Origin of the sequence: Rhodoferax sp. UBA5149 (genome assembly GCF_002413825.1) — a bacterium.
In the GTDB taxonomy this organism is placed as follows: Bacteria; Pseudomonadota; Gammaproteobacteria; order Burkholderiales; family Burkholderiaceae_C; genus Rhodoferax.
This window is the reverse complement of sequence record NZ_DHXT01000219.1, coordinates 2,643-17,771: the sequence shown is the minus strand read 5'-3', so window position 1 is coordinate 17,771 and position 15,129 is coordinate 2,643. Positions and strand designations below refer to the sequence as shown.

The 15,129-nt window shown below is 57.2% G+C and carries 13 protein-coding genes and 1 pseudogene; 6 read left to right on the top strand and 8 right to left on the bottom strand.

Annotated elements, in window-relative coordinates:
• Positions 1-363: type I restriction-modification system subunit M N-terminal domain-containing protein (locus tag B3V69_RS19620; RefSeq protein WP_296449153.1), on the bottom strand; the 363-nt coding region annotated here is incomplete at its 3' end.
• A 421-nt stretch (positions 364-784) separates the two neighbouring features.
• Here B3V69_RS19620 and B3V69_RS19615 point away from each other — a divergent pair.
• The 4 genes from B3V69_RS19615 (at position 785) to B3V69_RS19600 (ending at position 4,280) form a co-directional block, all read left to right on the top strand.
• Positions 785-2,068: an ATP-binding protein gene (locus B3V69_RS19615; RefSeq protein WP_296449151.1), complete on the top strand. Its 1,284-nt coding sequence runs from the start codon at positions 785-787 to the stop codon at positions 2,066-2,068.
• On the top strand, positions 2,068-2,694 hold the full coding sequence (locus B3V69_RS19610; RefSeq protein WP_296449148.1) for a helix-turn-helix domain-containing protein: 627 nt from the start codon (positions 2,068-2,070) through the stop codon (positions 2,692-2,694). Before B3V69_RS19615 ends, B3V69_RS19610 begins: the two co-directional genes overlap by 1 nt.
• Entirely contained in the window at positions 2,695-3,270 is a 576-nt protein-coding gene (locus B3V69_RS19605) for a PIN domain-containing protein (protein WP_296449146.1), read from the top strand.
• 107 nt (positions 3,271-3,377) lie between these two features.
• Entirely contained in the window at positions 3,378-4,280 is a 903-nt protein-coding gene (locus tag B3V69_RS19600) for a hypothetical protein (RefSeq protein WP_296449142.1), read from the top strand.
• Here B3V69_RS19600 and B3V69_RS19595 read toward each other — a convergent pair.
• The 6 genes and pseudogenes from B3V69_RS19595 to B3V69_RS19570 all read right to left on the bottom strand — a co-directional run bounded on the left by B3V69_RS19595 (position 4,237) and on the right by B3V69_RS19570 (position 11,672).
• Positions 4,237-4,770: a DUF488 family protein gene (locus tag B3V69_RS19595; protein WP_296449139.1), complete on the bottom strand. Its 534-nt coding sequence runs from the start codon at positions 4,768-4,770 to the stop codon at positions 4,237-4,239. The two genes, B3V69_RS19600 and B3V69_RS19595, sit on opposite strands and share 44 nt — an antisense overlap.
• A 74-nt stretch (positions 4,771-4,844) precedes the next feature.
• Positions 4,845-4,988 (bottom strand): annotated as a pseudogene (locus tag B3V69_RS19590) (glutathione S-transferase); the annotation flags it as partial.
• A gap of 263 nt (positions 4,989-5,251) precedes the next feature.
• Complete coding sequence (locus B3V69_RS19585; protein ID WP_296449136.1) at positions 5,252-6,097, bottom strand: alpha/beta hydrolase; 846 nt, start codon at positions 6,095-6,097, stop codon at positions 5,252-5,254.
• 79 nt (positions 6,098-6,176) lie between these two features.
• A complete protein-coding gene (locus tag B3V69_RS19580) occupies positions 6,177-6,536 on the bottom strand; it encodes a hypothetical protein (RefSeq protein ID WP_296449133.1) in 360 nt (119 codons plus the stop codon).
• 32 nt (positions 6,537-6,568) lie between these two features.
• Positions 6,569-9,661 carry a TrlF family AAA-like ATPase gene (locus B3V69_RS19575; protein ID WP_296449130.1) on the bottom strand — a complete coding sequence of 1,031 codons (3,093 nt, stop codon included), beginning with the start codon at positions 9,659-9,661 and terminating at the stop codon, positions 6,569-6,571.
• Positions 9,662-9,848: 187 nt separating this feature from the next.
• Positions 9,849-11,672 (bottom strand): DEAD/DEAH box helicase, encoded by a 1,824-nt coding sequence (locus B3V69_RS19570; protein WP_296449128.1) that lies wholly within the window; start codon positions 11,670-11,672, stop codon positions 9,849-9,851.
• A gap of 170 nt (positions 11,673-11,842) precedes the next feature.
• On the opposite strand from B3V69_RS19570, the gene B3V69_RS19565 reads away from it, so the two are divergent.
• Positions 11,843-12,988, top strand: a complete 1,146-nt coding sequence (locus B3V69_RS19565; protein WP_296449126.1) for a cupin domain-containing protein — start codon at positions 11,843-11,845, stop codon at positions 12,986-12,988.
• 114 nt (positions 12,989-13,102) lie between these two features.
• Here B3V69_RS19565 and maiA read toward each other — a convergent pair whose 3' ends face one another.
• The gene (gene maiA, locus B3V69_RS19560; protein WP_296449124.1) at positions 13,103-13,750 is read right to left on the bottom strand and encodes a maleylacetoacetate isomerase; all 648 of its coding nucleotides are present in this window, start codon (positions 13,748-13,750) and stop codon (positions 13,103-13,105) included.
• Between the two features lie 78 nt (positions 13,751-13,828).
• Between maiA and B3V69_RS19555 the strand changes: the two genes are divergently transcribed.
• Positions 13,829-15,129 (top strand): glutamine synthetase family protein (locus tag B3V69_RS19555; protein ID WP_296449121.1); only part of this gene is annotated, 1,301 nt, incomplete at its 3' end.

The window sequence follows — 15,129 nt, the reverse complement described above, 5'->3', positions numbered from 1 at the left end:
GTAGCCGCGCGGCAGCACGCCCTGCAGCTCGGAGTTGTGCTCTTCCACCAGCGCCATGGCGTTGCCAATGGCTTTGCCCAGATTGGCGCTCTCGGTCAGGGTGACCAGATACGAAATGCGGGCCTCCAGCGGCAGGTAGAGCACGCCCTCGGCGTGGTAGTCCATGGCCTCGCGCTCGTCGGCCGGGATGCCTTTGGCTGTCAGCGCGGCCTCGACCTGCGTGAAGCGTTTGTCGGCATGGCGCAGAAAGATCAAGCCCAGCACGGGCGTGGAGAATTCGGAGGGTTTGAGGCCGGTATTGGCCCAAAGTTGGTCAGCGGTCGCCCAAAGGCGGTTTTCGACTGCGACGAGATCAGATGCCATGGAGTCCCTGTATGTGTTGGGGGGTGATGGTAGCGGCTGGAGACGGGCGCTTGAACGCTACGCTGCTCGGGCGACGGGGGGTGGTTTTGATGGGTGGGAGGTGAGTTTGACGGGAAATATATGCCAAATTGGCCTCTAGCCCTCGTCCCGTATGCGCGAGAAGCTATTAAATAAGGAGCAAATTCACGGTTGAGTAATCAGGACCGCGCCGGAAACGCCGGCCCCCGCACCACCGCCGGCTGCGCCACAAACGCCGCCAAGGCGCGGTTGGCGAGCTGCTAATGACCCGTTGACCCGTCTGATCGCCAAAAAATTGCGCTCAAATGCTACTTGTCTATTTAAATTAGACAAAGTATCAATTTAAATTGGTCGGAATTTAAGTTCTAATTAGTCAAACATCTTCAACCCTAGATCCCAACGCATGACCACTGCGTTCCCGCCCCCCTCCAGCACCGTCCTTACCCGCCATGTTCAGGGCAAGATCGCAACCGCCTTGCAAGACACGCGCGTGGTACTGGTCGTTGGGCCACGGCAGGCGGGCAAGACCACCTTGGCTCGGCTCTATGCGACCCGTGATCGCCCCTACCTCACACTGGACGACCCGGCTACCCTGGCGGCTGCGCGGTCAGACCCCGCTGGGTTCGTGCGTGGCTTGAAGCAAGCCGTCATCGACGAAGTGCAGCGCGCGCCAGACCTGCTGCTGGCCATCAAGGAAAGTGTGGACAAAGATCAAACCCCGGGTCGCTTTCTGTTGACCGGGTCCACCAACTTGATGGCCATGCCTATCGTGGCCGACTCATTGGCGGGTAGGCTCGAAGTCATTACCCTACTTCCCTTCGCCCAGGCCGAACTGGCGGGAACAAAGGGCGACCTGTTGGATCGTCTGTTTGACGGCGCCGGTTTGCCAGGCGTGGTCAGTCCTCTGGTGGGTGACGATTTGATGGATTGCGTGCTCAAGGGCGGCTACCCCGAAGCTCTGCGCCGCACCAGTGTCAGCCGCCGCCAGGCCTGGCTGCAAGACTATGTGGCGCTCATTCTGGACCGGGATGTGCGCGACATCGCCAACATCGACCAGCTGGACCGCATGCCGCGCCTGCTCGACGTGCTGGCCGCCCACGCCGGGCAGTTGGTCAACCACAGCAGCTATGGCGCGGCACTCGGGCTGACCACGCCCACGGCGCAGAAATATGGGGGCATTCTGGAGCGCCTGTTTCTGACCCGGCAGCTGCCGCCCTGGTCCAGCAATGCGGTGAGCCGCCTCACAAAAACACCCAAACTCCATTTTCTGGACACCGGTTTGCTGGCCGCGCTGCAGGGTGTCAGCGCCGCCCAACTGCAAAAAGACCGCACCGCCTATGGCCCGCTACTGGAGAACTTCGTCGTGTCCGAAGTCCTCAAGCTCACCACCTGGTCCGGGAAGCGGCTGCGCATCTCACACTTTCGAACCAAGGAGCAAGACGAGGTGGACCTGGTGCTGGAAGACCGGCGCGGGCGCGTCATCGGCATTGAGGTCAAAGCATCGGCCACCGTGCGAGCGCAAGACCTGCGCGGCCTGCGCAAACTGCAAGAGGCAGTGGGTGACAAATTTGTGCAGGGACTGGTGCTACACGACCATGACCGCATCACACCGTTTGACGAGAAACTGCACGCGGCGCCGGTGTCGCTGCTGTGGCAGGCGACGCAACTATCCGATGGACCTCTTTGATGCGGGCGTCAACCCCCAGCGCGACCCATCCAAGTGCAAAACACGGATTAAAAATTCGTTTACTTCGAATGCTGCGTTTAATTCGATTTGGTGGTACTATTTCACCAAGCTGCGGGCCTGTCCATGGCACGTGCGCGAAGGAGAATCCCATGAAAGATCAAGAAGTTCTTGACCCCGCCAATGAAGCCGAAGCCGAAATGGCGGCGGTTGCCCATCAATGCCTGATGACGGCGCTGGACCACTCCAACGCGGATCACATCGAAGTCATCCTTGATGTGGGCACGGATGGTGACCAAAAACACGAGACCCCTGTGCTGAAATTGCCGCCGCGCGCCTTGCGGTTCTTTGCCGACATATTGCGGCAAATGGCAAAGCGCGAGCCCATGCTGCTGGTGCCGCAAAAGCACGAGCTGACGACCCAAGAAGCGGCCAACTTCCTGAACGTGTCGCGGCCCTTCGTCATCAAGGAGATCGAAGCGAATCGATTGAAGTGCCGCAAGGTCAACCGCCACCGCCGCATCGAATTTGAAGAATTGCGGCGCTACCAAGCCGAGCAGCAGCAGCTGTCGGAACAGGCCCTGCAAGACCTGACCAAGCTGTCCGAGAAGCTGGGGCTGGAGTTTTAATTGGCAGGCTCATCGCGGTACACGGCAATTTTGGACGCCAATGTCCTCTATCCCCAATTGCTTCGCGACACGCTGCTTAGCCTGGCCGTAGAACGCCTCTATCACGCCCGATGGAGCGCCACGATTCATGAGGAATGGACGCGCAATCTGGCCAAAGACCGGCCGGGCATTGCCGCCACACTACCGGCAGTGGTCGCGCTGATGAACACCAGCGTGCCGGACTGTCTGGTCACGCATTACGAAAAGCTGGCAGACAGCATCGAATTGCCAGACCCTGACGACCGCCATGTCGTAGCCGCCGCCATTGTTGGCCACGCGGACGCTATCGTCACCTTCAACACGAAAGATTTTCCGCAAGCAGTGCTGCAACCCTACGGCATTGAAGTCCAGCACCCTGATGAGTTTTTGATGAATCAATTGCAGCTGCAAAAGATACCTGCGTTGAGCGCCATCAAAAAAATGCGTGCCCGCTGGACAAATCCTGCGCGGTCCGCGCAGGATTTGATTACGGCGTTTGAGTTGCGCGGCTTGCCACTGACGGCAGACTTGCTGCGCGAGGCAATAACGCTAATTTGAAGCCAAATCAGGTGCTAACCCCCGTCCCGCCTGCGTGAGCCGCTAGCAAATTAGGATGCACTGGCCTCTGCAGAAATTCGTGCAATTGCATCAATAGGAAGTACGATGTGTCCACTTGTTTTGTCACGAACAAGTTTGTTGCTGCGCAAGACTGGTTAAAAAAGGGAGTTACAAAAATGGCATCGTTCATAGAACGCGTTCTCATACTGTGCAAGACGTATCCGTCACCGAGTTCCAAGTACGCAGAAACATCTTGCGTGGCAGGAATGACCGAAGATGGTCGGCTCATTCGTCTTTATCCCGTTCCGTTTCGACTGGTTTCGGACGACCAACAATTCAAAAAGTGGCAATGGATTACGGCACGCTTTGAAAAAGCGCGTGACGATCACCGGCCTGAAAGTCATCGCGTTTTTGTTGACACCATTGAGTGTGATCCTGAGCGCCTAGCGGCGGGAAAGCTCGGCTGGCCTCACCGTGCCGAACTGCTTGCGAAATTGCCTGTTTTCTCCGACTTTGCAGAAGTAGAAAACGCCAGAGCAGCGGGTGGCGGCACGTTGGCATTGCTGCGCCCCACCAGAATCACGGGACTCGACATCAAAAAATCTGAGAATACCGAATGGACAGAAGCCGAAAAGCAGAAGCTTTTGAGGCTCCAGCAACAAACCGAGCTATTCGACGAGGTAGAGGAAGGCAAACAAATTCGGCTGCTGGAAAAACTGCCGTTTGATTTTCACTACCGCTATGAATGCGATGTCGAAGGGCAGACATTTTCTTATCGTCACAAGTTGGTCGATTGGGAGATCGGCGCGCTCTACAGGACGGTCAGACGGATACACGGTAACAACTGGGAAGCCCCGTTTCGGGCCAAGCTTGAGCAAGACCTGCCATCAAAAGACTTGATGTTTTTGCTGGGGACGATTCACCGATTCCCCAATCAATGGCTGTTGATCAGCGTGATTTACCCGCCTAAGCCGCCTGCTGATAACCCAAATCAGGCAGGGCTGTTCTAGCGGTGAGGTGGGTGACGACTGGACCACCAAGTTGGCGCGCAGCGCGCGCAACAAAAGTGCGGTGGCACATTGAAAAGTCCGCCTCGAAACAAACCAGACAGGCCGGAGTTGCGTGGGCGATTTTGACCAACTCGCGCAGCGCGGCGTCCTGCGTTTTGATGTACTTGAGAAAATCTCTGGTGTACGTGTGCCAGTTTGCGTCTGTTTTGTATTGGTTGCGAATCGGCTTAGGGCAGCCTAAAGCGGGAACGTGCAAGTAAGCGATGCCATGCGCCGACAGGGCGGAACTGAAAGCCGACTTTGAAAATCCCTTTTTCCGCGACAGGGGGAGTTCTCGAACGTCCACGATGGTTTTCACATGCGCGGCTTGGAGTCTTGCAATGAACGCATCAATGCTCAAGCCTTCGTAGCCAATAGTGAAAAGCGCGTTTTGCATATCGGTGAAGTCATAGAGTTTGTCGCATGATTTTAATCTTGCGAAGCAAGGCATCTCAGAGGTGAAGTGCAGACAAACGCCGGATTCGAACAGCGGGCATCGGCTGGCTATCAGGCCGGGCGGTGAGGATGGCCGGAATCAGACAAGCCGGTCTTCTCCAGCATGATCGACACCTTGACGCCGTTGGGCGTGGGCAGCAAGTAGAGCTGCAGCCGCTCGGGATGCTAGGCGGGCCGTTTGTGGGTGATGGGGAAGGTGGACAGATCGGTCATTGGAGCTCCTTGGAAGGGGAGCGGGCGATGAGCGCCCTGATTCGCGCATTTTGCATGGAAAGGTATTTGCCTGCTGCGGCGCATCTCGCATAACCCACATCCAGACAGGTTGAAGGCGTCCAAACAGGAAGCCATCTCGCGAATGAGATTGACGACGTTTTTGCAATTTGTTTTTTCAAATTCCAAAGCCTATTTACAGAGTTGTCGATCATTGACTCCAACAGCTCGTTTGAGCCAATCGTCTCATTCGATAATGGCGCACGCTACCTTCTGAATTGCCAGTATCGTCCGCTGGGGCCGTTGACTCCCCGCAGGCGGAAGCGCTCGTCGGCCCGCTTGCCGTCCTTCACCAGATAAAACAGGTCTGATAAAACGGAGTTCTCTTCAGCAAAATACGAGTGTCCAAGCAAGCTGGTGTCCACCGCGCTGGCGTCTATCGTCTCAACGCCCGGGAGCACTAGTAAGTCGGATTTTGAATCGCCCGCCCGTGCGTAGCCATGCACCCTTTTGGATGCAACCAGTGCCAAGTCTTTGGACGATGCGTACAGAGTAACGGGTCGACCCGCCGCGACAAGTGCCGGGGCAATGCGGGTCTTGAATACGCGGGCATCAATGTCGGGTGCAGCCAGGATGATTTCTTTTAGCCGAGGTCGTAACTCGGGTTGCTCGGTCATGAGTGCTGCCACGGCCCGGGTTAATGCGCGGGTACCCATGCTGTGGGCGATCAGATAAACGTTTTTGGCATCTGAGCGAGCAAAGAAATCAGACAGAAAGGCCTTCATGTTGTCTTCCGCCAGCTCAATGCTTTGCTCGTCAATGGTGTAGGCTAACGTTTGCCCCCGGGATGGCCAGCTATAGAAAACCGGCGCACCATCAAAACCCAGGTCGTAGGACATTTGTGCCGTTCTGCGTGCCGCGCCCTCAAAGCTGACGTTGTAGCCATGCACAAAAACAAAAGCACTGTCTCGTGCGGACACCCGCACCCGTGCGGCCAGACCTGCAAAGTACGCGTCCTTGGGTTGTAAGGTCGCATCCAGCAGCATCACGTGCTTGGCGGGGTTTTCGCGGAATTCGAATTTCAGAATGGACGGTGACTCCAATTCGCCCATGCGGTGCTCACGCGGAATGCTGACCTCACAGGTTCCATAGGACAGGGTGGAGGGGAAGTCCCCAAACCTCTGGGCGGCATTAGTCTTTCCGGTAAGGGATCTGTCCGTTGCAAAAAATACCTGGACCACCGCGAAGTCTCCGGCTTCCACCACCGGACTCGCCTTTGGTGGTGACATCGTTGGCATAGGCGGTATCGGTAGCTCTGCCATTGGCGATGGTTGTGTTGGCTGCAGCGGTGGTGGTGACGCGACAACTACCGGGTGGGAAGTTGAGGACGACATAGGCATCAAGTTCCCACAGCCACTTAGGCCCGTCAAAATTATTGCCAACCAGACTGCGTTCATCGGTTTCATAGTGTTCTCCATCAAAATAGGCAGCCTCACGCTGCGAAAGGGGTTGTACAAAAACGTGCGAATTGGGAACAACGCCCGTCGCCATCGCATTTTTTTACAAGAGGTTCTTAAGCGCGCCTAAAGGCCATACTTGCGCTTCCGGTTCACAAACGCCGGTTCTGTGCCTTCAAGGATTTCGATAACCCGTGCTTTCACTTCCGCCGACTCGATAGCACCGCCCACATACGAAAAGCGTTTGTTTGCTTTATCGCACGAGGCCCAGATGATCTGCTCCGCATCGCAAACGACCGCGAGGTTCGGGTTGTGGGTGACCATAATTACCTGTCGACGCTGTTTGGCTGCTTTGATGCACCTGACAAGAATTTTGTAGATTGTCTGGTTGTCCAGATTCTCTTCGGGCTGATCGATCACCAAAGGAATGTCATCCTTATCGACGAGAAGGTAAAACACTAATAGAAGCAGACCACGTTCTCCTGGTGACAATTGACTGATTTCCTGCCTGTCATAGGTCAAAGAATACTGTGGCTTCAGGTAAGCGAATCCAAACAGAAAATCGTACAACTCATCCGGCCGATTCCCCTTGCGCAATTGATCTGTGATCGACAGCTCCGTGGAATTCTGCCCTTCGATACGGCGATCAAAATGCAGCATATCGTCAACCTTGTTCACGAAACAGACGACCGACTCGACGTCCATAAAGTCGGTTTCTTTCAGGAGACGCCGGACCAGTAAATTGCTTTCATCGACTCCTGCGAAACTTCCACGCGCCTGTCGGTTGATGCTGCCAAGAAAGTTATCCTGAAATCCTTCTTCCGCGATCCGAACGTCGAAGTCGAGCGGCAACGGCATTTCCATTTCGGCCGTGGACTTTACGAAGCCCTGAACCGGTTGATAGAGAGTTCGATACTCGGCAACCATCTTGCCTAGCTGTTCATGCAGTAGGCGAACAATGCCAAGTCGATCAGTCCTAGCCTGCGTACGTCGCGCGGGCAACAACTCCAACGCGGCGATCTGAGCTGTGTACCCCGCGATGGAGTTATCTTTGTCCTTACTACCTTGCAAGTCCATCTTGGCTTGTTCCCATTGTGCGAGGTGTTCTCTGTAAACAAGAAAAAGCCGCTGTTTCTCGCCAAGCTGGCTCTTGATCAATTTGATCGCGGACTCGCCGGCCTCGCGACGCCGGGACAAACTCGACTCACCATCTCCCGACAACAACATGTCCTGGGCAGCGGACTCAATCTTGTACCTCGCAGTCAACTGCTCAATTTCGACTGTGTTCACCGTCAACGTCACGATTTCAGACGCCTTCAATCCCGATTGCGCCTCGCCGAGCATGGCATCTAGTTCCGTTAGCAAATGCTCATGGTTCTTCTGATGATTCCTGATCGTCTGAAGGATGCGGGCCATGTGGGCGCCACCCCTCGCCGCATCCGTCTTCCTCTGCCTCGCTGTCTGTTCTTCTGCGCGAATGGCATTCAAGGTCATTTCGAGCTGGGTGAGCTGCAATGTTGCAGTAGCCATTTCCTGTTTCGCAATTTCAGATTCATGCGGATCTCCAACCGGAATTGGCATGGCGCCTTCCAGGGCGGTCAACTCTCCTTTTTTTGCTTCGAGCTGCAGTTCCAGCATCTTCCGAAACTCGGGAGAGAGTCGGTATTCGACAGAAACAATCTCCGCGTTGGCCTTTGACAGGGCATCAAGAAGCTGTCTGCGCTCCAGTTCAAGTTCGGAAATTTTGAAGTTCAGCAACTCATCAAGCGAGTGAAAGCCGATACGCTGTTCGTCAGGAACATGGGTGTAGATAATCTTTCGCAACTCACCATCAAATGTTGTAGAACCACTGCCTGCTAGTTCATTGCAAAGAGTTTCGAGATAGTTCTGTGGCAGGTACTTCACGCGCTCTACGCTGGAGAGCGCGGGGTTCTCGTGTAAATCCTTCTGCGAATCCGTTCCGTCTTGCCACCGTAACGTGCCGGAGAACTGCATAGCAAGTTTGTTCCTGGGATTACGAAACCGTTTCTCATTTAAAAATGAAAAACTTTCGTAGTTCTTTGTGTCACCGACAAGGGCAATGACATCGGCTAATGCGCTCTTGCCACTACCTTTGTTCCCGATGATCGCGACGAGGTCCTGATTTAACGGTATGTCGACGTCGAACCACGTGTCCGACATTGGTGATCCGGATTTTTTCTTAATGGAAATAGAAGACACATACTTCCTCCGGTTGCCTGCCACAAGCAAGCGTTTTTCAGGCGTGTCGCCCACGAATACGCGCTGATCAAACTCGGTCACTGCTTGGACAAGACCTTGGAAGGTTGGGTCAGCCTTGATCCATGTAAAGCAATTGCCGACTCTGTCCTTGTTTTCTGAATTGCTTAGCGCATGAGCATCAGAACAGTCAAGCAGTTTGTCCAAGACCCTTGCTTCAGAGAGTCTCCGTTTTGCGTTGTCATAGGCGGCCGGATTGGCTGAAGCGGTGAATACGAGATCGACACAATTAATGACGTTGCGCTTCTCGGCGATTGACTGGTCGTCCCACTTCATATTATCCCACTCGGTCTTGCCTACCGCGAGTAGAAATCGATCCTTCAGATCGTGACGCTCCAGTGCCTTGAGAACGGAATCGAGGCTGACACAAAGATTGTTAAACCCTTCCTGCAAGGGCGCTCCATAACCAGCCTTCTTATCGTCAGGCGCAGCATCGATGATCATCTGCCCCAGCTTGGTCAGACTGTCAGGAGTGATGACCGCTTGCCATCTCCCCTTAAATTGATCGCTTTCGGGAATGAGCTGATAGCCCTGTATGAGGGAACTCAAAAACTGCTGGCGAATGATTTCCGGATCGAGTTGGTCAAAAATGATGTGCAGGTTGATCCGATTCCAATCCGATTTCGAGAACGTGCCGTCCTTGTCTTTCTTCACCACACCAGCAAACTTGTCGAGTCGCAGTTCAACAACCGGCAAGATAAGGTCAATATTGTTCAATCTCCCTTCTTTTTTCGCTTTCAATACCTTTTCATATCCGTCGACGAAGATGTAGTCGTTGATGCCGATAACCTTGAAATCAGGCGGCAATTTTTCTAAGTCTGTTATGAAGTGCTCCCATGCTTCATCCGGCGAGCCGGGGTAGTTATGAACGATGGAGGACGGTGTGTGAACATGGAGGTCCCACTTGCTCCAAATCGACCCGGCAGGATTATTTTTGATCATTTGATTCTTTTCACTTTTCGTTCACTTAGCATCGAAATTTTCGCCAACACCTATCGTCGATAGGCTTTAGTCGACAGTTCTAATAAAGTAGCTCTTGGTTGTTTGAGCGCAATCAGAAAGCGAATTCGCTCTAAAGGATTGAGCGCACGCTTCTGGCCGAAAGGAGCCATATCAACATCACAAATCATCACCCCAACCTCCGCCAAAACCCCCCATCCCCACTCGCCGTAATCACCAGCCGCTGCGTCGCCCTCGTCGCCCCCACGTAAAACAGCCGCGCCTCGTCCCGCTCGTCCTCCCCCGCAGCCGGCATCTGCCCCACGCCCATCAGCGCCACCACCGCAAACTCCAGCCCCTTGCTGGCGTGCATGGTCAGCACCTTGATGGTGTTCTCCAGCGGGTTGAAGCTGCCTGAGCCCTTGCGCACCTGGTGCGGCAGTTGCCAGCGCCTCAGTGCTTGGGCGCATTCATCCATCTCGTCATAGCGTCGGCAGATCACCGCCATGTCGCCCCACGCGTGGCCCTCTTGGTGCGCGGCGTTCAGCAGATCGGCAATCTTGGTGGCCTCGGCGCGCAGATTGGGCAAACGGATGATCAGCGGCGCCTCGCCATCGCGCCCGCAGCTGATGGGCTTGAGCAGCGGAATGCCGTCGTCGTCTTTGTCGTCGGCCGTCAGCAGGTCCTTTGCTATCAGGCTGGCGGTTTGCAGAATCTGTTTGGTGTTGCGGTAGTTGATTTTCAGAATCGTGGTGCGGCCTTGCGCCTGGATGCCCACGCTTTTGAAGCTGAACTGTTTGCTGCGGCTGCGCTCGTAAATGCTTTGCGCATCGTCGTACAGCACCAGCAGGCTGTTGGTGGTCGGGTCCACCATTTGCGTGACCAGTCTGAGCCACTCGGGGGCAAAGTCGTGGCCTTCGTCGATCAGCACGGCCTGGTATTGGCCGCTGGGGATTTGCTTGCGGTCCACGCCCTGGATGACGCGTTGCACCAGTTCTTCCGCGTACTGATCCCGGCTGACCGCACCGGGCAGCGTTTGCCCAAACGCCACCAGTTGGTCGCGGCACCATTTGTGAAAATGCCGCGCATGGACCCGGTCAGCCAGGCCCTTGGCGTCCATGACGGACGCCAGCTTGACGGCCAGCGGCTCGTTGTAGCAAAGGATCAGGATCGGTTTGGCCGCTGCGGTGTGGGCTTTGGCCAGGTACTCGGCGCGGTAGCCCAGAATCATGGTTTTGCCGGAGCCGGCCACGCCGTGAATCACGCGGTGGCCGTCGCCCAAGCTGCGCGCCAGTTGCTCTTGCTGCAGGTCCATCACGCGCATGATGCTGGGCAGTTCGGCGTCCACGTCGCTGTCGTCAAACAGCGCGCCCTGCGTTTGCACGCGCACTTCGGGGAACATGATCCAGCGCACGCGGTCGAGTGCGGACTCAAGCTGCGGCAATGACAGGACACTTTCAAACGCATAGGGAAACATGTTCCACAGCCGCTGCTGAAATTCTTCGACGTCTGCTGACTCTTCCATTTCGTCTTGGCAGATCACGTAATGCGGCTCGATGGCATCACCCAGCCCGGCCGACTCGAACTGTTTGCGCGTGATGCGGGTAAAGACCACGCCGTGGCCCCACGGAAAGGCAAGCTTGCCTTGGTGTGCGCCAGCGGGCTGCACCAGCTGCGGGTCACGCTCCAGCGCGTTCACGACCTGAATGGCGCAATGCCGAGCCTGCGCCAGCGGGTTGATCACCACTTTGAGCTGGCCGTCGGGAATGATCTCCCACATTTGCCGGGTGGCGCGCTGAATGGTTTCCAGCTTCCAGTCTTTGGTTTCCAGAATCAGCAGGCCCCGGCGCGGGTGCAGCACCACAAAGTCGGGGTGCGTTTGCTTGGGGCCGATGGGCACGTCGTACCAAAGCAGGTAGTCGTCGTCCAGCTTTTGTTCCATCCGCTCGGCCAGTCGCCGCTCGCCCGTGGTCGCGAACGAACAGGCGCCAAGCGCCGGTATAAGGGTTGCCATTGTGCTTATCCCGTCCCTGAGATTATTTGTGGCCGATTATGGGCTACGTGCTGAAGGCCAAGCCTGACCTGTGACAAGTCGTCGCTATTGATCCGCGCCAGTTCTCGGTGCGATACTTCGCCGCCGACGCTTGGCTTTCCTGTTGTGTTCACTTTTCCACTGGCCTGCATATGCTGAAACTTCACCTGGCTGACTTCTCCCTTGACGACTTCATGGCGCACTACTGGCAGCAAAAACCGGTCGTGATCCGCCAGGGCTTTCAACACTTCTCGGACCTGATCAGTCCCGAGGAATTGGCGGGCCTGGCCTGCGAGGAAGAGGTTGAGTCGCGCCTGGTTTACAAGGAAGCCGGTCAATGGCAGGCCAGGGTCGGGCCGTTCGAATCCTACGGACATTTGGGCAAGGAGGGCTGGACCTTGATCGTGCAGGCGGTCAATCACTGGTCGCTCGAAGTGGCCGAGCTGGTGAAGCCTTTTTCGTTTATTCCCAAGTGGCGCCTCGATGATGTGATGGTCAGTTACGCCGTGCCCGGCGGCGGGGTGGGGCCGCATATCGACCTCTACGATGTCTTTATTTGCCAGGGGTCCGGGCGTCGGCGCTGGCGCGTGGGCGACCAGGGCAATCACCGGCAATTTGCCGCCCACGCCGCGCTACTGCATACCGAGCCTTTCGAGGCCATCATCGACGTGGAGCTGCTGCCTGGCGATATTTTGTACATCCCACCCGGCTTCCCGCATGACGGCGTGACGCTGGAGACGTCGATGAGTTTTTCGGTCGGTTTCAGGGCCAAATCGGCCTGCGACATGCTCAGCGGGCTGGCCGATTATGTGATCGACAAGGAGCTCGGCAAGACGCTGCTGAGCGATCCGCAGCGGCCGATTCACCAGCATCAGGGCCAGATCAACGCGCGCGATTTCGCCCTGATCAAGGCGCAATTGCAAGCCGTGCTGGACGACGACACCTTGATGGCCGATTTTGCCGGCAGCTTTCTGTCCAAGACCAAATGCGCGCTCGATCTGCAGCCCCTGGAGGAGCCGCTGGATATTGTGGATTTGGCCAACACCTTGCTGCAGCAGCCCTTGATCCGCATCGGCGGCCTGCGCTGTTTTTACGTCGACGCCACGGTGGCGCAAGGCGTTTGCTACGTCGAAGGGGAACGCTTTGAGTTTGGCGCGGCTTGCCGGGAGGCGGTCGTGGCGCTGTGCGATCAGGAAAGCCTGAGCGATGCCGTGCTGGAGACCGGCCTGCAAGACCCGGAGTTTGTGCGCCAATTGACCGAGTGGGTGAACGCCGGATTTTGGTTTTTTCGGGATTGACGATGCAGGGATGGCAGCCGACAATTTAAGAAAAATCAGGCGCTAGCCCCCGTGGATACTTCGCAAGCCGCTACGTTTTAGATAGCAATTTGCAATTCGCCAACGGACAGTTCTTCACGCCGCATCCGGCTGCACCTCAGGCCGCGCGTTTTGAAAAGCGCTCAAGCCGAGACAAGCCGCCTCGATCCGCCGGATGTGCGGAAAGGCCTCCAGCGGGGTATCAAAACGACGCGAATTGGCAATCTGGGGGATCAGGCAGCAGTCGGCCAGCGTGGGCGTGTTGCCGTGGCAGAACTCGCCGGTGTCGGGGCTGTTGGCCAGCATGGCCTCCAGGGCGGTAAAGCCCAGCGTGATCCAGTGCCGGTACCAGTTGGCCTTGGCGGCCTCGTCGATCTTCAGTTCGTGCTCCAGGTAGTGCAGCACGCGCAGGTTGTTGAGCGGGTGAATCTCGCAGGCAATGGTTTGCGCCAGGGCGCGCACCCGGGCGCGGGCCACCGGCTCGGCTGGCAGCAAGGGCGGCTCGGGGTAGGCCTCTTCCAGGTACTCCATGATGGCCAGCGACTGGCCCAGCGCGTCGTCGCCCGCCATCAGCGTGGGCACCAGATGGGCCGGGTTCAGCCGTGCGTAATCGGCCGCATGCTGCGCTCCGCCGCCGCGCAGCAAATGCACGCCGATGGTTTCAAACGGCAGGCCCTTGAGGTGCAGCGCAATGCGCACGCGGTACGAGGCCGAACTGCGGTGGAAGGTGTAGAGCTTGAGCATGGTGTGTACCTAATTCGTTGATCTGGCGGGCAATAGTGTGCCGCACCCGTACACTGCGCCTGAAGCAAGGAGACCTGCATGGCCACCAAATCAAGCCCCAAAGCCCTAGCCCGACTTCACCCGGCGGTCGCGGCCGTCCAGCAATCAGGCGCCACCAAGGTCAAGGTGGCGGTGAGCGACATGGACGGCGTGCTGCGCGGCAAGTACTTGCACCGCGACAAGTTTTTGGGCACGGCCGAACCCTACCCGAACGGCGGCTTCGGCTTTTGCGACGTGGTGCTGGGCTGGGACATGATGGACAGCCCCTATGACAACGCCAGCGTGACCGGCTGGCAGCATGGCTTTCCCGATGCCCTGGCGCGGCTCGACCTGGACACCGCGCGCCATGTGCCGTGGGACGATGGCGTGCCGTTTTTTCTGGGCGAGTTCGTCAATGCCGACGGCACGCCGCACGCGCTGTGTCCGCGCCAGACCCTGAAGCGCGTGCTCAAGCGGGCCGAGAAGATGGGCTTCAAGGTCATGACCGGCATGGAGTTCGAGTGGTACAACTTTTTGGAAACGCCGCACAGCTGGGCCGGCAAAAAAGGCGTGGCGCCCGAGCCGCTGACACCCGGCATGTTTGGCTACTCATTGCTGCGCGTGAACCAGAACCGGGAATTCTTCAACGCCATCATGGACCAGATGCTGGCCTTTGGCGTGCCGATTGAAGGCCTGCACACCGAGACCGGCCCCGGTGTCTACGAGGCCGCCATTGGTTTTTGCGAAGCGCTGGCGCAGGCTGACCGCGCGATTCTGTTCAAGACCGGTACCAAGGAAATTGGCGCCGGTTTTGGCATCATGCCCAGCTTCATGGCCAAGCCGCATCAGCAGCTGCCGGGTTGCAGCGGGCATATTCACCAGAGCCTCGCGGACCATGACGGCGACGGCAAGACCAATCTGTTCTATGACGCGAAGGCCCCGCGCAAGATGAGCAAACTGTTCGAGAGCTACCTCGCCGGCCAGGTCGCCTGCATGATGGAATTCGCCCCCCTGATCTGGCCCACCATCAACAGCTACAAGCGCCTGGTCGATGGATTCTGGGCCCCGGTCAAGCCGACCTGGGGCCTGGACAACCGCACCGCGAGTTTTCGCGTGATTGCCGGCAGCCCCAAGGCCACCCGGCTGGAGACCCGCTGCCCCGGCGCCGACGTGAACCCCTACCTCGCCATGGCCGCCGTGATTGCCGCCGGTCTGGATGGTGTCGAAAAGGGCCTCAAGCTCACGGCCCCGCCGATTACCGGCACGAATCAGGGCGCGGAGCACATTGCGCGTGCGCCGCGCACCCTGATCGAGACCACCCGCAACTTCCAGCAGTCGGCGATTGCGCGCGACTGGCTCGG